The following is a 20,421-nucleotide window of genomic DNA, read 5'->3' as shown; positions in this document are numbered from 1 at the left end:
CGGCGGGTGAGCCCTGCATGTCGTATACTTCTATAGAATTTCAACCTTCCGGCAAAGGGACAAACTCTTCTTCGTCGCCGGGAACGATGTCGAAGCGTCCGGTTCTCCACTCCTGTTTGGCCTGTTCTATGCGTTCTTTTGATGACGAAACGAAGTTCCACCAGATGTAACGGCGCTGATTGAGCGCCGCCCCGCCGAAGATCATGATGTGACAGCCATTGCTGCCCGCCTGCAGCGTGATATCGTCGCCCGGTCGGAAAACGAGGAGCTGATCGGCGGCGAAAATATCGCCCGCGACATCCAGCGAACCGGAGAGAATATAGATTGCCCGCTCTTCATGATCGGCGGAGAAGGGAAATTTTACCCCCGGCTCCAGCGTCAGATCGACATAAAGCGTGTCGGTAAAGGCCGAAACGGGCGAGGTGAGCCCTTCGAATTCGCCGATCACCACCCGGCCGGACGCGCCCTTGATATCGATCAGTGGCATGTCTTCCTTTGCCGTATGGGCAAAGGCCGGATCGATTTCTTCCATATGGTCTGGCAGGGCGAGCCAGGTCTGCAGGCCGGACATGGAGAGCGGATGGCCACGCAGGTTTTCCGGTGTGCGTTCCGAATGCACGATGCCGCGCCCGGCCGTCATCAGGTTGATGTCGCCGGGGCGAATGACGAGTTCTGTGCCGAGACTGTCGCGGTGCTTGATTTCACCGTCGAACAGATAAGTGACGGTGGAAAGCCCGATATGCGGATGCGGCTTCACATCCAGCGCCTCTCCCGCCTTGAGGATTGCCGGGCCCATGCGGTCGAAAAAGATGAAGGGACCGACAAGCCGCCGCTGCCGGGTCGGCAATGCGCGGCGCACGGCAAAGCCGCCAATATCGCTGGTGCGCGGAATGATGAGGTTCTCAATGGCATCGCAGGCAAAGGCATCACCCGCGACGGGATCGTTACCGGGAAAGAAGGACATCGCTTGCTCCTCGTAGCGTCAGTGGCGGAGTTTAGCATAACGGATGGGGAGGGGGAGTGTCGGGATATCGAACGCTGTGTTTGTGTGTTGTCACCCCATGCGAGGGGCGAATTGAATGCGGCTTGACCTACCGCTTCCCTCATTCCTGTGCTTGTCACAGGAATCCAGCCAGCCCAAGTCCTTGGGCTGAAAGGACTTTCTCCGCCGCGCAGACGCGCGTCGACTGGATTCCTGTGACATCCTCGGACTTGTTCCGGGGAACAGGAATGAAGGAGTTGAGTGGCCCAATCACTCCCCGTCCAGCGGCTCCACACCCTGCGGCTTGCCCGCACGGTCGAGACGGATTTTCTCGATCCGCTTTTCCGCAGCATTGAGCAGCGTTTCGCAATGTTTCTTCAGGGCTTCGCCGCGCTCGTAGATGGCGATGGATTCGTCCAGCGCCACGTCGCCGCGTTCCAGACGTGCGACAATGCTTTCCAGCTCGGCGACGGCTTTTTCGAAAGAATAACCGCTGACATCGGCTGTGTTGGCATTTTCCGTCATGTTCAACCCTTCATCATTCTCAAAATATGCATGGCTGCCGATTCCGCCAGCCCTTCCAGATCATAACCGCCTTCCAGCAGGCTGACGACCCGGTTCGATGTGTATTTGTCGGCCATTTCCAGAAGCCGGCCCGTCGCCCAGTCGAAATCCTCGCCCACCAGATTGATCTGCGCCAGCGGATCGCGGTGATGCGCATCGAAACCGGCGGAGATAAGGATGAGATCGGGCGAAAAATCGGCGATCGCCGGCAGGACCCGCGATTTGAACGCCTCGCGGAAATGTTCGCTGCCGGTATTGGGCGAAAGCGGCGCATTGACGATATTGTTCTTCACGCCTGTTTCGTGCTTGTCGCCGCTCCACGGGTAAAGCGGCATCTGGTGGGTGGAACAGAACAGCACCGACGTATCATTCCAGAAGATATCCTGCGTACCGTTGCCGTGATGCACGTCCCAGTCGATGATGGCGATGCGCTCTGCGCCGTGCGCCTTCTGCGCATGACGGGCGGCAATCGCCACATTGTTGAAGAGACAGAAACCCATGGCCTTGGCGGTTTCCGCATGATGGCCGGGCGGGCGGGCGGCGACGAAGACATTGTCGGCAGCGCCGGTAAAAACGTCATCCACGGCCGCCATGGCAGCGCCGATGCCGGTCAGCGCCGCCTGCAGGCTTTTTGGCGAGAGATAGGTATCGGACTCGATCCGGTTGATCTCGCCTTCCTCTTCGGGCACCTGGCGCATGACGGCAAGCAGATGCTCTTCCGGATGTGCCAGAAGTACCGCATCCTCATTGGCCTGCGGCGCCTGTTTGCGGTCCAGCCGCTCGAAATTCGGGTGTTCGAGCGCGATGTTCAGCGACCGCAGGCGATCCGGCCGCTCGGGGTGGCCGGATGGCGTGATATGCTCCAGGAAGATCGGATGTTCGTATAAACGCGTCGCCATGCTTTTCCTCCCGAAGAAAGTGTGTTCAGGCGCGCTGCGGCAGAAGCGGATAACCGGCCATCACGGCGCGGCCGGCCAGCGCCGCGAGCACGGCCTTCAGCGCATCGCCCGGAATGAAGGCGAGCGAACCCATGAAGGCCTTTTCGAAACCGAGCCCGACGACCACCGCCAGATAGGTGATGCCGAAGGCATAAAGCACGACCACGCCGCCGATCAGGCTGGCGACGAAGAAACCGATACCCTGCGCCAGTGCCGACTGACCGCGATGGACGAATTTTTCCGAGAGGAAACCGGTCACGAAAACGGCTGCGATCCAGCCGATCAGGAAGCCCGTCGTCGGCGTGGTGAAGATCGAAAGACCGCCGCGCCCGCCAGAAAGCACCGGCAGGCCGATGGCTGCGATCAGGATCGTCAGCAGAACCGCAAGCGTGCCGCGTTTCGCGCCCAGCACGACGCCGGCCAGCATGACGCCGAGCGATTGCGCGGTGATGGGCACCGGAATGAAACCGAGCGTGATCGGCGGCAGAAGCCCGAGTGCGATGATGATGGCGGAAAACAGCGAAATCAGCACAAGGTCGCGGGTCGTCATGGCGCTTAAAACTCCGGATGGTTATCTGGTCGTCAGCTTTGGCCTCTGAAACCGCGCGCGTCAATGGCGTCGGCAATGGCATCGGCATCCTTCAACGTCATAATGACCAGCGGTACGATGATGGTGGCCATCCGCACCGGCAGGCCGCGCGCCCGATGCGCATCGCGCACCGCATGGTAACGGTTGACGATCTCAGGCACGAAGCGCACCACCAGTCCGACCGAGAGCCCGATATCGGCCGCCTTCACCAGCCCCAGCCTTTCCAGCGGGGCGGCGGCAAGCGCGATCTCGTCCATGAACTCTGAAATGCTGACGGTGATGGTGACGGCGGTGGCGAGGAGCGCCAGCGCCGTCAGCCGCAGAAGATTGACGCTGGCATCGTGGGCCGGAAGCAGGAGATAGCTGAAGCCGGCGACGAGAAAGATGGTCAGCATCACCGGGCGCAGCCGCAGGCCGATCTCCCGGATGGGCAGCCGCGTCCCGCGCAGGATGGCGGCGGCGAGAACCACGGCACATCCGAGAAGCAGCAGATCGCGGGTGAGGAACAGCGCAATGCTGAAACCCGTAAGCGTCAGGAGCTTGAGGCGCGGCGAAACGCGGTAGAGCCAGCCCGTGCCTTCAACGTGCAGCGATTTCATCGCGAGACCACCTCCAGATAATGCGCGACGGCCTCATCGGGGGCGGCATCTGCAATCAGGGCACCCTCATGGAAAACCAGCACGCGGTCGAAACCTTGAAGCAGCGGCAGGTCGTGGGTGATGACGATCAGCGTCTGCGACAGCGCCGCCATGGTTTTCTCGACGATGGTGCGGTTCTTGAGATCGAGCTGGTTGGTCGGCTCATCGAGAATGAGGATTTGCGGTTCCGTGACCAGCAGGGCCGCCAGCGCCGCAAGCTGCAGCTCGCCGCCGGAAAGTTCATGGGCGCGCCGCTCCTCCAGATGCGAGATGCCCAGCCGGGCGAGAACGGTCTTCACCCGGCTTTCGGTTTCCGCCTTGCCGAGACCGAGCCGCTTGAGGCCGAAGGCGACATCGTCGCGTACGATCGGCAGGATGATCTGGTTCTGCGGGTTCTGGAAGATGAAACCCACCGCCCGCAACACCGCCTTGGCATCCGTCACGGTATCGAGACCGTTGATCGACACCTTGCCCCCGCTCGGCTTGGTCAGCCCGTTGATCAGCCGTGCAAAGGTGGTCTTGCCCGAACCGTTGAGGCCGATCACGCCGATGCGCCGTTCTGTCATGGTGAGAGACAGGGGCTGCAAGGCTTGCCGGCCTTCGAAGGCCACGCCGGCAAAGTCGAAACGGATTTCCAAGTTTTTCATGCTCTCTCGCATAATCCACGGCATCGATTTTTCCTAGCACCAAGCGCTCCCTTTCCGTCATTCCGGCCTTGAGCCGGAATCCAGCCAGCCCAAGTCCGTGGGCTGAAAGGGGGGGGCGTCACACGGACGCGTGCCGGCTGGGTACCGGCTCAAGGCCGGTATGAAGGGGAACAGTGGGTGTGGACCACGCACGTTACCAACAGAAAGAAAAGAACAAAAAAAGAACATTGCAATCCTGAAAAAGCCGTTCTACCTTTCCCTCCATGACGATCAAGGTTTCGAACGAAGCGGCAAGGCGGATTTTTCTGGCGCGGCAGGGGCTTTCCTCTCCGCCCGGCAAGGCGCTTTCCAAGGACGGGCTGCTGCGGCTCATCACTGACCTCGGCTTCGTGCAGGTGGACAGCATCGGCACGGTGGAGCGCGCTCACCACCAGATCATCTTTTCCCGCAACCAGACCTACAGGCGCGGCCACCTGACAACGCTGCTGGAAAAGGACCGCGCGCTCTTCGAACACTGGACGCATGACGCCTCCATCCTGCCGACGGAATTTTATCCCTATTGGAAACATCGCTTCCGCCGCCGCGAGCCGATCATTCAGGAGCGCTGGCGCAAATGGCATGGCGAGGGCTTCGATGCGGCTTTCGGCGAAACGCTGGAGCGCATTGCGGTAAGCGGACCGGTTCTGGCGCGGGAGCTGAAGGAGGAGGGGCACCAGTCCGGCGGCTGGTGGAACTGGCACCCGTCCAAGACCGCGCTTGAATATCTCTGGCACACCGGCAAGCTCGCAATCTCCGGCCGCGTGAATTTCCAGAAGGTCTATGATCTCGCCGAACGGGTCATTCCCGGCGAGCATCACGAAACCGAAGTGGAGCATGCCGAATTTGTCGACTGGGCCTGCCGCGAGGCGCTGAAGCGGCTTGGTTTTGCCACCCACGGCGAAATCGCCGCCTTTTTCGACCTCGTTACCCCGCAGGAGGCGAGGGACTGGGTCAAAAGCCATCGCGACGAGCTCTGCGAGGTCTCGCTTCTTGCAAGCGACGGCGACACTGCCCGCCCGTCTTTTGCCTTCGCCGATTTCACCGCCGACCTGAGCGATGTACCGGAACCCACCGCCCGCGTCCGGGTCTTGAGCCCCTTCGACCCGCTGCTGCGCGACCGCAATCGCACGGAGCGGCTATTCGGCTTTTATTATCGCATCGAGGTCTTCGTGCCGGAGCCGAAACGGCAATATGGCTATTATGTCTTTCCGCTTCTGGAGGGCGACCGGCTGATCGGCCGTATCGACATGAAGGCGGAGCGCAAGGGCGGCACGCTGGATGTTCGTCGTCTCTGGCTGGAGCCGGGTGTACGCGCCTCGGCTGGACGGCTGGAGAAGCTCGACGCGGAACTGATGAGGCTGGCGAAGTTTACCGGGGTGGAGAGCGTGAATTATCTGGAGGGCTGGCGGGAGGAGAATTGAGGTTTTCCGCACGGATGAGTGTGAGACAGGTGCCTGCCAGACGCAAGGTTACCGATCCGCGATGCCGCAGTGTCGCGGCTTGTTTCTTCTCCCCGCCGGGGAGAAGGTGGCCCGAAGGGTCGGATGAGGGGGTGACGCTAGCGATATGCGGAGAGCTTGCCCCCTCATCCCGCTGCCGCGGACTTCTCCCCGGCGGGGAGAAGAAAAATGCCGCACCCGCTCGCCCCATAATTGCGCTTTGACGCTGGACCAGTGCGCTTTGACGCTGGACTAGCGCTCAAAATCACCCGATATCCGTCGCCGAAATCTTGATGCCGAAGCCTTCAAGCCCGACATAATGCCGCTCGCGCGTGGTCATCAGCTTTATGGAGCTGATGCCGAGATCCTTCAGGATCTGCGCGCCAAGGCCGATTTCCAGCCATTCATTCTCGCGCGAACGGGCCTGGGCATGCGCCTCGTCCGGGTCGCGCGCCTTGCGGCGTCCGGCTACCTGGCCGACGCCGACGGAACCCTCGCGCAGATAAACGATGACGCCGCGGCCTTCCTCGGCGATCTTCTGCATATAGTGCCGCACCGGCTGGCGGTCGCCGAATACGTCGTCGGCGACATTCTCCGGATGCAGGCGCACGGGAATATCGACGCCGTCTCTGATATCGCCGAAGATCACCGCCATATGCTGCATCGGATCCCAGGGCAGGGAATAGGTCTGCGCCTTGGCCGGGCCGAAGGGGGTGTCGATGGTGAAGGCGGATTCCATCTCCACCAGCGTTTCCTTGCGCTGGCGATAGGCGATGAGATCGGCGACCGAAACATGCTTCATGCCATGTTTTTCGGCGAAATCGAGGACCTGCGGGCCGCGCATCACCGTACCGTCGTCATTCACCAGCTCGCTGATGACGCCGATGGGCGGCAGGCCGGCGAGCCGGCAGAGATCGACCGCCGCTTCGGTATGGCCGGAGCGCATCAAGACGCCGCCCTCGCGGGAAATCAGCGGGAAGATATGGCCCGGCCGGGTGAAATCGGATGCGCCGACATTGGGGTTGGCAAGGTTGCGCACCGTCAGCGTGCGGTCGTCGGCGGAAATGCCTGTTGTGGTGCCATGCTTGAAATCGACGCTGACGGTAAAGGCCGTCGTATGGGCGCTGTCGTTTTCCGCCACCATGGCGTTGAGGTTCAGCCGCTTGGCTTCCTCACGCGGCATGGGCGCGCAGACGATACCCGAGGTGTGGCGCACGATCAGCGCCATTTTTTCGGGCGTGCAGTGAACCGCCGAAATGATCAGATCGCCTTCGTTCTCGCGGTCGTCATCATCGGTCACGACAACGATTTCACCCGCTTCGAAAGCGCGGATGGCGTCGACAACGCGTTTCTGGTCGTAGGCCATGGCGATCCTCCCTTATTTCAAACGGCCAGTCTGGCCGCGATCCCTCAGATAATGGTCGGCGACGGTGCAGGCGATCATCGCCTCGCCGATGGGCACGGCGCGGATGCCGACGCAGGGGTCGTGGCGGCCCTTGGTGCGCACATCGACGTTGTTGCCATCGGTATCGATCGACAGGCGCTCCGTCAGAATGGAGGAAGTGGGCTTGATGGCGAAACGGGCGATGACGGGCTCGCCGGTCGCGATGCCGCCCAGAATGCCGCCGGCATGGTTGGAGAGGAAAATCGGCTTGCCGTCATTGCCCATGCGCATCTGGTCGGCGTTCTCCTCGCCGGAAAGCTCGGCCGAGGCAAAACCTTCGCCGATTTCCACGCCCTTGACGGCGTTGATCGACATCAGGCTGGAAGCGATATCCTGATCGAGCTTGGCATAGATCGGCGCGCCGATACCGGCCGGAACGCCTTCCGCCACCACTTCGACAACGGCGCCGATGGAGGAGCCTGCCTTGCGGATGCCGTCGAGATAGTCTTCCCACACCGGCACCATGGCTGCGTCCGGGCAGAAGAACGGGTTCTGGTCGACCTGATCCCAATCCCAATTGTTGCGGTTGATTTTGTGCTTGCCGATCTGCACCAGCGCGCCGCGCACATTGAGGCTCGGCACCACCTTGCGGGCAATCGCACCGGCGGCGACACGCGCCGCCGTCTCGCGCGCCGAGGAGCGCCCGCCGCCGCGATAGTCGCGAATGCCGTATTTCAGATCATAGGTGAAATCCGCATGGCCGGGACGGAACCGCTTGGCGATCTCGCCGTAATCCTTGGAACGCTGGTCGGTATTTTCGATCAGCATGGAAATCGGCGTGCCTGTCGTGATCATCGTCTCGCCGTCCTCATCCAGCATCACGCCGGAGAGAACTTTTACGACGTCATCCTCGCGGCGCTGGGTCACGAAACGGCTTTGGCCCGGTTTGCGCTTGTCCATCCAGTGCTGCACCTCGGCAAGGGTGAAGCGGATGCCGGGCGGGCAGCCATCCACCACGCAGCCGAGTGCGGGCCCGTGGCTTTCTCCCCAGGTGGTAACGCGGAAAAGATGACCGAAACTGTTATGCGACATAGTTCTCAAAACCGGAAAACAGGGCGCCTGCGGTGAGCGCCGTTTAAAACAAGCGGATTTGTCTTAGTGGAAAATCCGGGCAAGGCAAAAGCCTTTCTTTCTCAGCGGTGGGATAAGTGCGGTACGCACGACGACGATACGTCTCCTCCGGGAACAGGGATGAGGGCGGGGTGGCGATTCGGGACCGGCCAAAGACGTTTTTCGAAATGAGGAAAATGTAAAAGCGCCGTCGTTTTCCACGTTAATCCGGAGTTTTCCAATATTGCTGCGAAATGCGGTGTAAAAATCACTAACGGCTTGAACACGATCCCAAATCCGTTCATCAATTGGGCCGAAAATGTCATGGTTGCGGGCAATTTCCGCCACATTCGAAAGGCAATTCTTCATGCATGTAAGGTTTTCACGCAAATCCACGAAAGCTAGATCGATGCGTATGATGATTGCCGCCCTTCTGGCCACCGCCAACCTCCTGATGCCCATCAATGGCTTCGCCCAGAGCGTCGACGTGGAAGGCACGATCAGCAAGATCGATGCGAACGGCCTGAGCATTACGCTGAGCGACGGCAAGACCTATCGCGTGCCGGAAGAGTTCAATTTCGAAGGTCTGAAAGCGGGCGTGAAGGTCGTGGTGTTCTACACGGAAGTGGATGGGAAACGCGTGGTCGACGATCTTCAGGTCGTTGAGTAAGCGGCGGCCCCTTACACCAAAACCCCCGTTGTGAAACGAGCGGATACCGCTTGTTTCTTCTCCCCGCCGGGGAGAAGTCCGCGGCAGCGGGATGAGGGGGCGAGGGTAGAGAAATACTGTGAGCTAGCCCCCTCATCCGACCCTTCGGGCCACCTTCTCCCCCTCGGGGAGAAGAAACAAGCCGCAGCGTCTCGCCACTCATAGGAAACGCCTGACAGACTATGCAGAGAATTGGCCTCTGTCAGCTCTCACGAAATCCAGTCCGCACTGTTCCTGTCGATCTCGACCTTCAATATCCGGTCCTGCGGAATCTGCGTCCTCGACGCCTCGTCCTTGTCCATGCCGGAAACCAGCCGGAAGATCGAGCGGATCACGCCGCCATGGCAGACGCAGATTGTTGGTTGCTCCACGGAGGAGAGCCATGCGCCGATGCGCCAGGAGAGGATTTCATAGCTTTCGGCATCCTGGCCGGGGGGAATGAAATCCCATTTATTGGCCTTGCGCGCCTTCACCCGGTCCGGGAATTCTTTCTTCAGTTCCGGCAGGGTCTGCCCCTCCCAGTCGCCGAAGGAAACTTCGATCAGGCGATCGTCGGTGCGATAGGCGAGCGGATCGAGGCCCATCGCGCCGCGCATCAGTTCCATGGTCTCGCGCGTGCGCCCGAGCGGGCTTGCCACATAATCGAAATCCGTGGCCCGTTCGCCCAAAAGACGGGCGAGAAGCCTGCCATTGCCGACCGCCTGCTGGCGGCCGAAATCATTGAGCGGAATGTCTTTCTGGCCCTGAAGCCGGCGTATCGCATTCCAGTCCGTTTGTCCGTGCCGGATCACATAGACGAGCAAGGCGATACCCCTGTTTCAAGCATGTCCGCCGGTGGTCAGTCCTTCACCACCGAAATATCGGGCGCATCCACCGCCTTCATGCCGATGGTGTGGTAACCGGAATCGACATGGTGGATTTCGCCGGTCACGCCGGTCGAAAGGTCGGACAAGAGGTACAACGCCGACTTGCCGACTTCCTCGATGGAAACGGTACGCTTCAGCGGCGCATTATATTCGTTCCACTTCAGAATATAGCGGAAGTCGCCGATGCCGGAAGCGGCAAGCGTCTTGATCGGGCCGGCGGAAACGGCATTGACGCGAATGCCGCGATTGCCGAGGTCGACGGCGAGATAACGCACGCTCGCCTCGAGTGCGGCCTTGGCCACGCCCATGACGTTGTAATTCGGCATGACCTTCTCGGCGCCGTAATAGGTCAGCGTGATGATCGAGCCACCGTCATTCATGACCGGCTCGGCACGCTTGGCAACGGCGGCCAGCGAGAACACGGAAATATCCATGGTGCGGTTGAAATTGTCGCGGCTGGTATCGAGGTAACGGCCGGTCAGCTCGTCCTTGTCGGAAAAGGCGATGGCGTGCACGACGAAGTCGATCTTGCCCCAGTGCTTTTCCAGCCCGGCAAAAACCGCATCGATCGTCTCGAGATCGGTCACGTCACAGTGACCGGCCATGAAGGCGCCCAGTTCCTGCGCGAGCGGCTCGACCCGCTTCTTCAGCGCGTCGCCCTGCCAGGTCAGCGCAACTTCCGCGCCCGCGTCGGCACAGGCCTTGGCGATACCCCAAGCGATGGAACGATTATTGGCGACACCCATGATGAGGCCGCGTTTGCCAGCCATGAGGCCGGATGCCTGAGCCATTTTATGCTCCCTAATACTTTTGATCGGTCCTGCCTATGGCATAGGCTGCAATCCTGTTCAAGATTGCCAAAGATCATCAACTGTTAGGGAGCGTAACAAAGGGTGCGTTGTCCCGGCTATTCGCAAAACTTTCACAAATAAAGGCCTTCGCGCATGTGTCGCATCAGGTCGGTCACTTTTTCATCCGGCTTTTCAAGCAGGACGATGCGCAATTCGATGACGAGATCGCCCTGTCCACCCTTGCCGTCGGCGAGGCCCTTGCCGGCAAGCCTCAGCACACGGTCCGAGCCGGACCAGGCCGGAATGGTGATGTTTTCCTCGCCGAGCGGTGTCCTGACTTTCGTTTCGCACCCCAGAACCGCGTCGCCGAGCGATATCGGCAGCGTCGTGTGAATATCGAAGCCACGAAGCGCAAAGGCATCGTCGCGGGCGGCCAGCAATGTCACGGCGAGATCGCCGCGCGCCATGTTGGGAAGCTTCAGCCCCTGTCCCTTCAGCCGCACAACGTGTCCGTCCGTCATGCCCGCTTCAAGCTGGAAACGAACCTCGCGTTCGTCGGCAAGCGACACGGTCATCCACTTGTGTTCCAGCAGATCGGCGACCGTGACGGTGGCTTCCGCGGTAATGTCAGGCGCTTTTTCGGGAGCCGGCTGCGGCGTGCGGAACCGGCGCACGAGAGCGCTGAAGATATTGGCGGCGAGCGATGTGGGTGCTGTCCTGTCATCGCCGGCGCCGGGCTGGGCGGTCTCGCCGGCGCCATCGCTTTTTGCAGCACTTGCGGCGGCCTTTGCGGCCTCTGCCGCCTGCTGCACCTTGGGGTCGTTCTGCGCTTCCGCACCAAAAATCCGCTCGACGATATCTTCGGCGGTTTCCGCCTTGGCGTCGGTTTTCTGGCCGGTCTGCGCCCGGTTGCGGGCATCGGCGCGGGCCAGTTCCTCCATCAGCTTTTCGGCGGCCTTGGCGCGCTCGGCGGCTTCGCGCGCGGCTTCCCGCTGCTGCATGATGGTTTCGCCGCGCTGCTTCTTCTCGGCCGCCTTGCGGGCCTGGTCGTACAGATCGCGTTTTTTCGGGTCTTTGAGGAGATCATAAGCCTGCCCGATCTCGGCGAATCGCGCCGAAGCATCGGGATCGTCGCGATTGGCGTCCGGATGGACGGTTTTCGCCTTCGTGCGCCAGGCGGCCTTGATTTCCTCGTGGCGGGCGTCACGTTTTACGCCGAGGATTGAATATGGATCGCGCATGCGAAACACCAGTTACGTTGGCTCAGGTGCCTGCCGCCCTTCATGGCGCAATCCTGAAACTAACCCCTCCGAAAAGGGATGCCCGCGATCATTCGCCTGCACGCCCTCGGTTTAATCAACGTCGACTGTTGCAATAAGTTGCTAATCACTCCTTTACGGAGGAGCGCGCCGCACCGAGGCCGGCTTTATTCCCCATGGCAGGGTAAACAGATTATTTCTGCTCGAAGCGGGTCAGCAGCCATTCGCCGGTTTCCGACAGGCAGGCCTGTCCGGCATAGCTCGCAACGCCCTCGAAGGAGTGGCGCGTCGTCCTGAAATCGCGGCAGACGAAACCGCTGGATTTGTCTTCGTGAATGGCGGTGACGACGCCGGCGCTGCCGGTGGCGGCGTTGGCCCAGGGCAGCGGCTGGTCGGCGAGCTTGGCGAGATCGGCGGACGTTACCGCATTGCGGATCGTCGCATCGTCCGTCTGCGGCGCGTTGTTCGGCTGGTTGGGAACGGATGCCGTGGAAAGCGAGCGGTCGACCTTGTCGCCACCGAACAGATCGAGGCTGACGCAGCCGCTCAGCACCACGAGCATTGACACGACGGCGGAAACTTCCGCTACCGACGAAAGGAGGCTCTTTGTTCGACTGTTCGACTTTGCTATGACGGTCACCATCTTTCACCAGAGATCATCTCTGGGGTCCAAATCAGCTCGGGAGCATTTTAGTCAATATGTCGGAAACGGGGTTAACATCCAGTGACTTCACGGAAGAAAATGAACCTTTCACGCTTTTTGCCGAATGGCTGAAGGACGCGACGGCTTCCGAAATCAACGATCCGAACGCGGTGGCGCTTGCCACCGTGGACGAAAATGGCCTGCCGAATGTGCGCATGGTGCTGCTGAAAGGCGTCGACGACCGCGGCTTTGTTTTCTACACGAATTTCGAAAGCCAGAAGGGCCAGGAGATCCTCGGCCAGAAAAAAGCGGCCATGTGTTTCCACTGGAAAAGCCTGCGGCGTCAGGTGCGCCTGCGCGGCGAGGTGGAGATCGTCAGCGACGAGGAGGCGGATATCTATTACGCCTCGCGCCCGCGCGGCAGCCGCATCGGCGCCTGGGCTTCCAAACAGTCGCGGCCGCTGGAAGGCCGGTTCGCGCTGGAAAAAGCAGTGGCCGAATATACCGCCAGATATGCGATCGGCGAAATTCCGCGCCCGTCCCATTGGTCCGGTTTCCGCATCCGCCCCGTCAGCATCGAATTCTGGCACGACCGCAAGTTCCGCCTGCACGACCGCATCGAATTCCGTCGCGAGACGCCCGATGGTGCATGGTCCAAGGTCCGCATGTATCCCTGATTGCGGCGAAGGCGTTCGGGTTGTTGGTGAAATCTCACGCCAAACTCGACGTCATCCTCGGGCTTGACCCGAGGATCCATTGTCGCGCGTGGTTGTGGATCCTCGCCTCAAGGGCGAGGATGACGGAGAAGGAAGCACACTGCTGTTGCAGTTGAAGGCAGTCCCTGTCTTCGCCTATTTCAGCAACGAATCGAACAGCGGCAGTCCGATGACGGCGGAGATGGCGATCAACCCATAGCAGATGCGCCGGAACGCCGCCTCGTCGGCAAGCCCATGCAGCCGCGCGCCAGCATAAAGGCCCGCCCCATAAAAGGGCAGGGCCAGCAGGAAAAACACGAAGACATCGACGGTGAACAGGCCACCGACAAAATAGCTGGCGATGGAGAACACCGTCGAAACCGCGAAATAAAGAATGACATTGGCGCGCACGAAAGCGCCTTTCAGCGCCCCGCCCAGCCAATAGGCGACGACGGGCGGGCCGCCCAGTTGCGCAGCCCCCGAAAACAGCCCGGCGAGAAGCCCGGTGAAGAGGGTGAGCGGTGTTTTCGGCCGGCCGCTGTAACGCCAGCCGGACACCAGAAACACCAGCAGCACCACGACCACGCCGGAGATGAGCCAGCGAAGGGTGAGCGGATCGCCCTTCGAAAGCAACAGGGTTCCGAGCGGCACGCCGACAAATGCGCCGGCCGCCATGGTGAAGACTTCGCGCCGGTCCGCCATGCGAAAGGCGGGCGGTATCATGCCGAGCGTCAATACGCCGTCCACCACCAGCAGAACCGCTGACGCGATACGCGGCCCGACGATGGCGCTGGCGAGCGGGATGAAGATGAGCGCCGCGCCGAAACCGGAAAAGCCGCGGGCAAGGCCGGCGAGAAAGGCGGCGCCAGCAAACATCGCAAGCGATGTCGGGCTATGTGCGGTGATGAGCGATGAGAAAAAATCGAGCGAGGGCATGGGTGACGACACGGTTTTCGAATACCTCTCTCTTAATCCAGCCGGCAGGCGCCTGTCGCGCAAATACCATCCGCTCTCTGACCGAGCGCTTTGGAATCGACGTCGCCGGAGAATCGTGATTAGAGTGGTAGCGCACGAACAAAGGATGAACAAATGCTCATGTCCATGATGCGCCAGTTCGAGGCGGCCTCGCAGAAATATGCCGATGAAAACGGGATCGCCCGTGATCCGGACTGGTACATGCTAAAGCTTCAGGAAGAGGTGGGCGAGGTGACGCAGGCCTGGAACCGGCTGACGGGGCGGGGGCGCAGCAAAGGCAGGAGCGAAGAGGAGATGAAGCGGGATCTGGCCGATGAAACCGCCGATCTTCTCGGCCATGTGCTGTTATTGGCGCATCAGAATGGTCTCGATATCGAAGGTGCGATCGAGCGAAAGTGGCGTTTCAAGCCGTCGAAATGATGGTTTGCGGCGGGCGGCGGCTATGCTTGGACCCCCGTCCATCGCTGCGGTTACAAGCGTTCGACGACAAAGAACAGAATTGCGAGAAGCCCGGATAACGGCGTCATGATCAGCCGTTCTGGGCGGCTTCGCGATATAGAGTTCAATCCGGCGATCACCGAGAGAGTGCAGGCCATGGTCCAGATGACGGGCTCAATCCAGGCCGCGGGCCAGAGGCCGACGAAGCCAGCTTTTTGCAGCAGGAAAGACGCGGCGAGAGAGTAGATCGGGACAGATGCCCCGCTGGCAACGCGTTGCGTGGAGGGCAGGATCCTGTATTCGCCGCCCCAGGCGAAACGGCCGAATGGCGCACCGGCCGCAAGGGCAATCTGAAATATCGAAAGAAAAAGCAAAATCAGCGTCGCAAGCGACACGGCAACAAGCTGCATGACCGCCCCGATTTATGGTGCGCTGAAAGAGGAACCCAGACACAATCGGCGCGCCGACCAATATGACATTCACTATAGAGGCCAATGGCAAAGACCATGTGACATGGTCTCGGGCTTATGGTTTGCTTTCACGCCCCTGACGGTTGTGTTTCCTGCAAAAGCCTTGCCACCGCATGAAGGTCGCTTGCGATGGTAATGCACTTCTCCCTCATTTCCTCGGTCGGCGGTGCCACGTCAGGCACCATGATCGTCATCATGCCCGCCGATGAGGCCGAGCGTACGCCCGAATAGGAATCTTCCAGCGCAAGGCAGCGACCCGGATCGAGGGAAAGCCGTCGAGCCGCGGTCAGATAGGGCATGGGCGCGGGTTTCGGCTCGGTATAATCACCGCGCGCGACGATGGTGTCGAAACGTCTGAGAAGATCGTGGGGGCCGAGATGGCGCGTCACCGAATCGTGCCGCGACGAGGTGGCGATGGCGCGGCGGATATCGAGCCGGTCAAGCAGATCGAGAATGTCGACGACGCCCGGCTTCAATGCCACGCCCTCCGCCATCATCACGCCAAGATGCCGGAGCCAGGCGTCGCGGAAGCTGTCGATGGGAAAATCCGCGCCGTAATCGGCAAAGATGGTGCCGGTTATGACGTCCCAGGGGCTGCCGCAGACCTTCTGATAGGTCTCGACCTTCATGCCATGGCCGCCTTCCTCCGAGGCAGCCAGAAATGAATCGCGATAGAGCCTCTCGCTTTCGATCAGCAATCCGTCCATGTCGAAAACCAAGGCCTGTGGAAGAAAAGGCAGCATGGCTTTAACCGAACCGGAAGGGGCGTTCGCCGAGGCTTTCGAACGGGCGGATCAGATAACCGTCGGGATCGGCGACGATGAATTGCCGGTTGCCCACTTCGACCGTGCCGCGCCTGTACCATTTTTCCTCAAGCGGCATGACGAGGTCGATCAAGGATCGCTCCAGCCGGGAAAGAATGGGTTGCAGGGAGGGAACGGCGAGCTGCAGGTTCATGCCGCGGCCGAGCGGAAATTCGAGTGCGGCATTATCAGTCACGAATGTCCGGGTCGCGCCGATCTGGTCGATCATCAGCTCCGCATCACCCAGCGCTAGATAGGTGAAGCCCTCTTCGGGGCGCTCGTAGACCACATGAAAACCGATCAGGTCGCAATAAAAGGCGCGGCTTTTCTGCCAGTCGCTGACGGCAAGTTCAGGAACGAGGGCATTTCGTATGATGGTCATGGTCTCCTTATGCCGCGCAGGCCCGGTGGGAGGATGGGCTTGCCATAAGTGTCGATCTTATCCTCTTCCCGGCCGCATACCAGAGAAAACCTCATCATGGCAGCCATGTGCGGGACTATGGGCTGACAGGATGGCGACAGGCTCAGTGCGGTTGCGACTCTTTCTGCCGTCATTCCGGCCTTGAGCCGGAATCCAGCCAGCCCAAGTCCTTGGGCTGAAAAGAGTCGTCCCGCCGCGCCGACGCGCGTCGACTGGATTCCGGCTCAAGGCCGGAATGACGGACCGGGTATAGGGTGCCACGTCGTTTTGTCCGCGTTATCGACTCAACTGAGTGCAATCACCCGAAAACCACCGCCTACGCCTTCGTACCGCCGACGGTGATCTGGTCCATGCGCAGATGCGGCTGGCCGACGCCAACAGGCACCCATTGTCCGGCCTTGCCGCAATTGCCGATGCCGGTATCGAGTTTGGAATCGTTGCCGATCATCGACACGCGCTTCATCGCATCTGGCCCGTTGCCGATCAGCATCGCGCCCTTTACCGGCGCGCCGATCCTGCCGTTTTCGATGAGGTAGGCCTCGGTGCAGCCGAACACGAATTTGCCGGACGTGATATCCACCTGGCCGCCGCCGAAGGAGACGGCGTAAATGCCCTTCTTCACGGAGGCGATGATCTCCTCCGGCATCTTGTCGCCCGACAGCATATATGTGTTCGTCATGCGCGGCATCGGCACATAGGCATAACCCTGCCGGCGGCCGTTGCCGGTGGGCTTGGCGCCCATCAGCCGGGCGTTCTGCCGGTCCTGCATATAGCCGACCAGCCTGCCGTTCTCGATCAGCACGTTATAACCGGAAGGCGTGCCTTCATCGTCGATCGTCAGCGAGCCGCGGCGGCTGTCGATGGTGCCGTCATCCACCACGGTCACGCCGGGTGCGGCGACCATTTCGCCCATCAGACCGGCGAAGGCCGAGGTTTTCTTACGGTTGAAATCGCCTTCCAGACCGTGGCCCACCGCCTCGTGCAGCATGACGCCCGGCCAGCCGGAGCCGAGCACCACATCCATGGTGCCAGCAGGTGCATCGATGGCGGTGAGATTGACGAGCGCCTGCCGCAGCGCTTCATCCGCGCCGCGCTGCCAGTTTTCCGTGGTGATGAAATCGCTGAAACCGACGCGGCCGCCAATGCCGTAGGAGCCGCTTTCCTGCCGGTCGCCTTCGCCCGCCACGACGGAAACATTGATGCGGGTCATTGGCCGGATGTCGCTGACGCGATGACCATCGGCGCGCAGGATATCGACCACCTGCCAGCTTGCGGAAATGGTCGCCGTCACCTGCCGGACCTTGTCGTCCTTGTCGCGCAGATAGGCGTCGATATCGGTGAGAAGCTTCACCTTCTCCTCGAAGCTCGGGCTGCCGATCGGGTTCTCGTCGCCATAAAGCTTCTTGTTGGTGCGCTGCGGTGCGGTGGCATAGGAGCCGGAATAACCTCTGGTCACCGCGCCCACCGCATCGGAAGCACGCTTCAGCGCGCTCTGCGAAAGCTCACCCGCATGGGCATAACCCACCGTTTCGCCGGCGACGGCGCGCAGGCCAAAACCCTGGTCGGTGTTGAAGGAGCCGCCCTTCAGCCGGCCATTATCGAAGGTCAGCGATTCGGCCTGGGCATGTTCGATGAAAAGCTCGCCATCGTCAGCGCCGGCGAGCGCCTCGCCGACGAGCTTGCGCAATTGCGTTTCGTCGCAATCGAAGAGTTTTACAAGATCGTCGGTCATGGGAGGCTCCAAACTGATAGTGTTTGGCTAGCATGTAGGATTGCGGCGCGCTGGTGGCAAGCCAAAGCGTGATTGAGTCTACGTCATCATGAAAATGAAATGAACCACGATGGCAGCGGCAATGCACACCCCTAATTGATGCAGGATCATCGGCAATGTCAGCCGTGACCAATGATTCCTCGGATCAGGCGCGAAGCGTTGCCAATGAAGGTAAGCGAGTTGGTTGCCAGACGTAACCGATAAAGCAAGCTCGATCATTCGCCAGTCCCTGGGGGAATCAAAAAACATCCCGGTCCTGCGAGCGTAACCCGCCATTAAGGCCAGTGCAACGTAACAAACGGCAATGCCGCAAAGCAAACGTAAGCTGATCGATTTGTTTTCTGTCATGCTTTTCAGTAGGTACTAAAACTATACTTCGATAGTATGGTTTTGTTTCCGAAAAGCAAGCGGCCTTACTTAAGGCAGTGCATCATAACCTTCGGCAAAACCGGAAAGCTCGATCGGAATACCGACGCGATCCTGATCCACGGCTTCGCGCAGCGCGAAAACCGCATTCTTGCCGGCGCGCAGCACCTTCAGCAGCTCGTCGTCAATATCCACTTCCACATAGCAGCCTTCGGAGAAGCAGCGGGTGAAATAGGCGCGGCCGATATTATTATTGTCGATATAAAGCTCCATGCCATCCTTCAACAGCACGCCGAGCGGCGCGAGGATGCGCAGGATGCGCGACTTGCGGTCGGCCGTCTTCAGCACCACCACCGAAAGCCCGACTTCCGGGCGGTCATCGGCGATCACGTTCTGCATCAGGGCGCATTGTTCTTCGGATGCGCCGGCCGGCTTGTCGCAGATGACCGACCATGCTCCGTGCGTCGACTTCGGCGTTCCGGGCGGCTGCTGTTGCGCCAGCGCCGCAGCGGCGGGAGCGATGATGGCAAGACCGGCGGCGGCAAGAAAAGTGCGCGCGAGCGGGGAAAGACGCATGGATACCTCTGGGATTCGAATCAGTGCGGCTATTTTGACGCCATAATCCGGAAAAAAAAGCCTTGAGCCTTCAATTCCAGCGGAGTTGGGCGGAAATAGGACCTGTCCGCCGCTATGGGCGTCTGATTTGCCCGGTGCGACGTTCATTCTCCGGCGATGAAACTGGCGGTAAAACCGGCTCTGAGAAGGGGCTTTGTCGCATTCGGGCTGTTTGAAACCGCGTTCGGCCGGTCCGGCGAGGCGTGGGGTGAGAGAAAGTCGTCGTGGATTGACCAATGGCAAAATTGGGGCGCATCCGTGTCCCGACGCATATTGCGGCAGAGGACAAACTGTGGTTTGAAGTTAGTACCATAAGCATGGATTCTGCGTCTGTGATTGATCTAGATCAGACGCGTGAGGGAGAGGGTACCGTGACGAATAGGATTTACGCAGCACTGGCGGGGATGACCTGTCTGCTCACGGCTGTCGGCGCCCACGCCGATCAGCCGGTGCATTGGCAAATGGGCATGCAGGAGGCCGCCACGCCGATCATGCACGAAATACGCTGGTTTGAACAATATACGCTCTGGTTCATTGTTCCGGTTACGCTTTTCGTTCTTGCGCTGCTCATCATCGTTGCCTTGAAATTCCGCGCCGCGAAAAATCCGGTGGCTTCCAAGACCAGCCATAACACGGCGATCGAGGTGGTGTGGACGCTGGCGCCGGTGCTCATTCTCCTGTTCCTCGCTTTCCCATCGTTCAATCTTTTGAACGCGCAGCTGACGCAGCCGGAAAACCCTGATCTGACGCTGAAGGCGACCGCCACGCAATGGCTGTGGAACTATGAATATACGGCGACCGAGGGCGCCGAGCCGCTCGCCTTCGACAGCTACCTGCTGAAGGACGAGGATCGCGCCGCTGCCGGCAAGGAGGACAAGGCCCGCTATCCGCGTCTTCTCGCGGTCGACAATGAAATGGTCGTTCCCGTCGGCAAGACCGTTCGCCTTCTGGTGACGGCGGCTCCCACGGACGTCATCCACGCTTTCGCCATGCCCGCTTTCGGCGTCAAGATCGACGCGGTTCCTGGCCGTCTCAACGAAACATGGTTCAAGCCGGAGAAGGAAGGCCTCTATTATGGCCAATGTTCCGAGCTTTGCGGCAAGGACCACGCCTTCATGCCCATCGCCATTCGGGTGGTTTCCGAACAGCAGTACAATGCCTGGCACGCCGCCGCCGCTTCTGATCTGAACGGCGCGAACCGGGCGCTGATGGCCGCAGTCGACGGCGCTCCGCGCACGGTCGATGTTGCCGCCAACGAAACCAACTGAC

At 60.5% G+C, this 20,421-nt stretch carries 24 protein-coding genes; 5 read left to right on the top strand and 19 right to left on the bottom strand.

Features of this window, described 5'->3' with window-relative positions; all coding sequences use genetic code 11:
* Positions 1 to 40 precede the first annotated feature (40 nt).
* The 6 genes from ACIQUH_RS24360 to ACIQUH_RS24335 all read right to left on the bottom strand — a co-directional run bounded on the left by ACIQUH_RS24360 (position 41) and on the right by ACIQUH_RS24335 (position 4,349).
* A complete protein-coding gene (locus ACIQUH_RS24360) occupies positions 41 to 964 on the bottom strand; it encodes a pirin family protein (RefSeq protein ID WP_142778808.1) in 924 nt (307 codons plus the stop codon).
* Between the two features lie 288 nt (positions 965 to 1,252).
* Positions 1,253 to 1,507 (bottom strand): exodeoxyribonuclease VII small subunit, encoded by a 255-nt coding sequence (locus ACIQUH_RS24355; protein WP_003503059.1) that lies wholly within the window; start codon positions 1,505 to 1,507, stop codon positions 1,253 to 1,255.
* Positions 1,508 to 1,509: 2 nt separating this feature from the next.
* Positions 1,510 to 2,445, bottom strand: coding sequence for a histone deacetylase family protein (locus ACIQUH_RS24350; RefSeq protein WP_400819946.1), 936 nt, complete (start codon positions 2,443 to 2,445; stop codon positions 1,510 to 1,512).
* A gap of 25 nt (positions 2,446 to 2,470) precedes the next feature.
* Complete coding sequence (locus ACIQUH_RS24345; protein ID WP_400819944.1) at positions 2,471 to 3,034, bottom strand: biotin transporter BioY; 564 nt, start codon at positions 3,032 to 3,034, stop codon at positions 2,471 to 2,473.
* A gap of 32 nt (positions 3,035 to 3,066) precedes the next feature.
* Positions 3,067 to 3,672 carry a CbiQ family ECF transporter T component gene (locus ACIQUH_RS24340; RefSeq protein WP_400819942.1) on the bottom strand — a complete coding sequence of 202 codons (606 nt, stop codon included), beginning with the start codon at positions 3,670 to 3,672 and terminating at the stop codon, positions 3,067 to 3,069.
* Complete coding sequence (locus tag ACIQUH_RS24335; RefSeq protein ID WP_400820038.1) at positions 3,669 to 4,349, bottom strand: energy-coupling factor ABC transporter ATP-binding protein; 681 nt, start codon at positions 4,347 to 4,349, stop codon at positions 3,669 to 3,671. The genes ACIQUH_RS24340 and ACIQUH_RS24335 overlap by 4 nt, the downstream gene beginning before the upstream one ends.
* Positions 4,350 to 4,621: 272 nt before the next feature.
* On the opposite strand from ACIQUH_RS24335, the gene ACIQUH_RS24330 reads away from it, so the two are divergent.
* A complete protein-coding gene (locus ACIQUH_RS24330) occupies positions 4,622 to 5,818 on the top strand; it encodes a winged helix-turn-helix domain-containing protein (protein ID WP_400819941.1) in 1,197 nt (398 codons plus the stop codon).
* 283 nt (positions 5,819 to 6,101) lie between these two features.
* On the opposite strand, the gene ribB is transcribed toward ACIQUH_RS24330, so the two are convergent.
* Together ribB and aroC are read right to left on the bottom strand one after the other, a co-directional pair.
* A complete protein-coding gene (gene ribB / locus ACIQUH_RS24325; RefSeq protein WP_400819939.1) occupies positions 6,102 to 7,202 on the bottom strand; it encodes a 3,4-dihydroxy-2-butanone-4-phosphate synthase in 1,101 nt (366 codons plus the stop codon).
* A 12-nt stretch (positions 7,203 to 7,214) separates the two neighbouring features.
* Positions 7,215 to 8,312 carry a chorismate synthase gene (gene aroC / locus ACIQUH_RS24320; RefSeq protein WP_400819937.1) on the bottom strand — a complete coding sequence of 366 codons (1,098 nt, stop codon included), beginning with the start codon at positions 8,310 to 8,312 and terminating at the stop codon, positions 7,215 to 7,217.
* A 427-nt stretch (positions 8,313 to 8,739) separates the two neighbouring features.
* Here aroC and ACIQUH_RS24315 point away from each other — a divergent pair, with 427 nt between their 5' ends.
* Positions 8,740 to 9,000 carry a DUF1344 domain-containing protein gene (locus tag ACIQUH_RS24315; protein ID WP_188128886.1) on the top strand — a complete coding sequence of 87 codons (261 nt, stop codon included), beginning with the start codon at positions 8,740 to 8,742 and terminating at the stop codon, positions 8,998 to 9,000.
* Positions 9,001 to 9,248: 248 nt separating this feature from the next.
* Here ACIQUH_RS24315 and ACIQUH_RS24310 read toward each other — a convergent pair whose 3' ends face one another.
* The 4 genes from ACIQUH_RS24310 to ACIQUH_RS24295 form a co-directional block, all read right to left on the bottom strand.
* Positions 9,249 to 9,842, bottom strand: coding sequence for a histidine phosphatase family protein (locus ACIQUH_RS24310; protein WP_400819934.1), 594 nt, complete (start codon positions 9,840 to 9,842; stop codon positions 9,249 to 9,251).
* Positions 9,843 to 9,877: 35 nt separating this feature from the next.
* Positions 9,878 to 10,696, bottom strand: a complete 819-nt coding sequence (fabI, locus tag ACIQUH_RS24305; protein WP_003521090.1) for an enoyl-ACP reductase FabI — start codon at positions 10,694 to 10,696, stop codon at positions 9,878 to 9,880.
* Between the two features lie 131 nt (positions 10,697 to 10,827).
* The gene (locus ACIQUH_RS24300) at positions 10,828 to 11,937 is read right to left on the bottom strand and encodes a DnaJ C-terminal domain-containing protein (protein WP_400819931.1); all 1,110 of its coding nucleotides are present in this window, start codon (positions 11,935 to 11,937) and stop codon (positions 10,828 to 10,830) included.
* Between the two features lie 211 nt (positions 11,938 to 12,148).
* Positions 12,149 to 12,598, bottom strand: a complete 450-nt coding sequence (locus tag ACIQUH_RS24295) for an RT0821/Lpp0805 family surface protein (RefSeq protein WP_400819929.1) — start codon at positions 12,596 to 12,598, stop codon at positions 12,149 to 12,151.
* 56 nt (positions 12,599 to 12,654) lie between these two features.
* On the opposite strand from ACIQUH_RS24295, the gene pdxH reads away from it, so the two are divergent.
* On the top strand, positions 12,655 to 13,275 hold the full coding sequence (gene pdxH / locus ACIQUH_RS24290) for a pyridoxamine 5'-phosphate oxidase (protein WP_400819926.1): 621 nt from the start codon (positions 12,655 to 12,657) through the stop codon (positions 13,273 to 13,275).
* A 174-nt stretch (positions 13,276 to 13,449) separates the two neighbouring features.
* Here pdxH and ACIQUH_RS24285 read toward each other — a convergent pair whose 3' ends face one another.
* The gene (locus ACIQUH_RS24285) at positions 13,450 to 14,229 is read right to left on the bottom strand and encodes a sulfite exporter TauE/SafE family protein (RefSeq protein ID WP_400820035.1); all 780 of its coding nucleotides are present in this window, start codon (positions 14,227 to 14,229) and stop codon (positions 13,450 to 13,452) included.
* A 153-nt stretch (positions 14,230 to 14,382) separates the two neighbouring features.
* Between ACIQUH_RS24285 and ACIQUH_RS24280 the strand changes: the two genes are divergently transcribed.
* The gene (locus ACIQUH_RS24280; RefSeq protein ID WP_400819924.1) at positions 14,383 to 14,688 is read left to right on the top strand and encodes a MazG nucleotide pyrophosphohydrolase domain-containing protein; all 306 of its coding nucleotides are present in this window, start codon (positions 14,383 to 14,385) and stop codon (positions 14,686 to 14,688) included.
* A 50-nt stretch (positions 14,689 to 14,738) separates the two neighbouring features.
* Here the strand turns inward: ACIQUH_RS24280 and ACIQUH_RS24275 are convergent, their stop codons facing one another.
* From ACIQUH_RS24275 to ACIQUH_RS24250, 6 genes are all read right to left on the bottom strand, one after another.
* A complete protein-coding gene (locus tag ACIQUH_RS24275; RefSeq protein WP_400819921.1) occupies positions 14,739 to 15,101 on the bottom strand; it encodes a hypothetical protein in 363 nt (120 codons plus the stop codon).
* A 143-nt stretch (positions 15,102 to 15,244) separates the two neighbouring features.
* Positions 15,245 to 15,919, bottom strand: coding sequence for an HAD family hydrolase (locus ACIQUH_RS24270; RefSeq protein ID WP_400819919.1), 675 nt, complete (start codon positions 15,917 to 15,919; stop codon positions 15,245 to 15,247).
* A 4-nt stretch (positions 15,920 to 15,923) separates the two neighbouring features.
* Positions 15,924 to 16,361: a bleomycin resistance protein gene (locus tag ACIQUH_RS24265; RefSeq protein ID WP_400819917.1), complete on the bottom strand. Its 438-nt coding sequence runs from the start codon at positions 16,359 to 16,361 to the stop codon at positions 15,924 to 15,926.
* A 355-nt stretch (positions 16,362 to 16,716) separates the two neighbouring features.
* On the bottom strand, positions 16,717 to 18,132 hold the full coding sequence (gene tldD, locus ACIQUH_RS24260) for a metalloprotease TldD (protein WP_400819914.1): 1,416 nt from the start codon (positions 18,130 to 18,132) through the stop codon (positions 16,717 to 16,719).
* 78 nt (positions 18,133 to 18,210) lie between these two features.
* Positions 18,211 to 18,519: a hypothetical protein gene (locus tag ACIQUH_RS24255; RefSeq protein WP_400819912.1), complete on the bottom strand. Its 309-nt coding sequence runs from the start codon at positions 18,517 to 18,519 to the stop codon at positions 18,211 to 18,213.
* A gap of 69 nt (positions 18,520 to 18,588) precedes the next feature.
* The gene (locus ACIQUH_RS24250; RefSeq protein ID WP_003521101.1) at positions 18,589 to 19,113 is read right to left on the bottom strand and encodes an invasion associated locus B family protein; all 525 of its coding nucleotides are present in this window, start codon (positions 19,111 to 19,113) and stop codon (positions 18,589 to 18,591) included.
* Between the two features lie 443 nt (positions 19,114 to 19,556).
* On the opposite strand from ACIQUH_RS24250, the gene coxB reads away from it, so the two are divergent.
* Positions 19,557 to 20,420: a cytochrome c oxidase subunit II gene (gene coxB, locus ACIQUH_RS24245; RefSeq protein WP_400820032.1), complete on the top strand. Its 864-nt coding sequence runs from the start codon at positions 19,557 to 19,559 to the stop codon at positions 20,418 to 20,420.
* Position 20,421 lies beyond the last annotated feature (1 nt).

This window comes from Agrobacterium sp. NPDC090283 (assembly GCF_044769685.1).
Taxonomy (GTDB): domain Bacteria; phylum Pseudomonadota; class Alphaproteobacteria; order Rhizobiales; family Rhizobiaceae; genus Agrobacterium.
This window is presented reverse-complemented; position numbering and strand designations above follow the sequence as displayed.

Excerpts from the sequence above, each read along its gene's own strand:
- ACIQUH_RS24360 (WP_142778808.1), bottom strand. The coding sequence starts at position 964 with ATGTCCTTCTTTCCCGGTAACGATCCCGTCGCGGGTGATGCCTTTGCC.
- ACIQUH_RS24355 (WP_003503059.1), bottom strand. The coding sequence starts at position 1,507 with ATGACGGAAAATGCCAACACAGCCGATGTCAGCGGTTATTCTTTCGAA.
- ACIQUH_RS24350 (WP_400819946.1), bottom strand. The coding sequence starts at position 2,445 with ATGGCGACGCGTTTATACGAACATCCGATCTTCCTGGAGCATATCACG.
- ACIQUH_RS24345 (WP_400819944.1), bottom strand. The coding sequence starts at position 3,034 with ATGACGACCCGCGACCTTGTGCTGATTTCGCTGTTTTCCGCCATCATC.
- ACIQUH_RS24340 (WP_400819942.1), bottom strand. The coding sequence starts at position 3,672 with ATGAAATCGCTGCACGTTGAAGGCACGGGCTGGCTCTACCGCGTTTCG.
- ACIQUH_RS24330 (WP_400819941.1), top strand. The coding sequence starts at position 4,622 with ATGACGATCAAGGTTTCGAACGAAGCGGCAAGGCGGATTTTTCTGGCG.
- ribB (WP_400819939.1), bottom strand. The coding sequence starts at position 7,202 with ATGGCCTACGACCAGAAACGCGTTGTCGACGCCATCCGCGCTTTCGAA.
- aroC (WP_400819937.1), bottom strand. The coding sequence starts at position 8,312 with ATGTCGCATAACAGTTTCGGTCATCTTTTCCGCGTTACCACCTGGGGA.
- ACIQUH_RS24315 (WP_188128886.1), top strand. The coding sequence starts at position 8,740 with ATGCGTATGATGATTGCCGCCCTTCTGGCCACCGCCAACCTCCTGATG.
- fabI (WP_003521090.1), bottom strand. The coding sequence starts at position 10,696 with ATGGCTCAGGCATCCGGCCTCATGGCTGGCAAACGCGGCCTCATCATG.
- ACIQUH_RS24300 (WP_400819931.1), bottom strand. The coding sequence starts at position 11,937 with ATGCGCGATCCATATTCAATCCTCGGCGTAAAACGTGACGCCCGCCAC.
- ACIQUH_RS24295 (WP_400819929.1), bottom strand. The coding sequence starts at position 12,598 with ATGGTGACCGTCATAGCAAAGTCGAACAGTCGAACAAAGAGCCTCCTT.
- pdxH (WP_400819926.1), top strand. The coding sequence starts at position 12,655 with ATGTCGGAAACGGGGTTAACATCCAGTGACTTCACGGAAGAAAATGAA.
- ACIQUH_RS24285 (WP_400820035.1), bottom strand. The coding sequence starts at position 14,229 with ATGCCCTCGCTCGATTTTTTCTCATCGCTCATCACCGCACATAGCCCG.
- ACIQUH_RS24280 (WP_400819924.1), top strand. The coding sequence starts at position 14,383 with ATGCTCATGTCCATGATGCGCCAGTTCGAGGCGGCCTCGCAGAAATAT.
- ACIQUH_RS24270 (WP_400819919.1), bottom strand. The coding sequence starts at position 15,919 with ATGCTGCCTTTTCTTCCACAGGCCTTGGTTTTCGACATGGACGGATTG.
- ACIQUH_RS24265 (WP_400819917.1), bottom strand. The coding sequence starts at position 16,361 with ATGACCATCATACGAAATGCCCTCGTTCCTGAACTTGCCGTCAGCGAC.
- tldD (WP_400819914.1), bottom strand. The coding sequence starts at position 18,132 with ATGACCGACGATCTTGTAAAACTCTTCGATTGCGACGAAACGCAATTG.
- ACIQUH_RS24255 (WP_400819912.1), bottom strand. The coding sequence starts at position 18,519 with ATGACAGAAAACAAATCGATCAGCTTACGTTTGCTTTGCGGCATTGCC.
- ACIQUH_RS24250 (WP_003521101.1), bottom strand. The coding sequence starts at position 19,113 with ATGCGTCTTTCCCCGCTCGCGCGCACTTTTCTTGCCGCCGCCGGTCTT.
- coxB (WP_400820032.1), top strand. The coding sequence starts at position 19,557 with ATGACCTGTCTGCTCACGGCTGTCGGCGCCCACGCCGATCAGCCGGTG.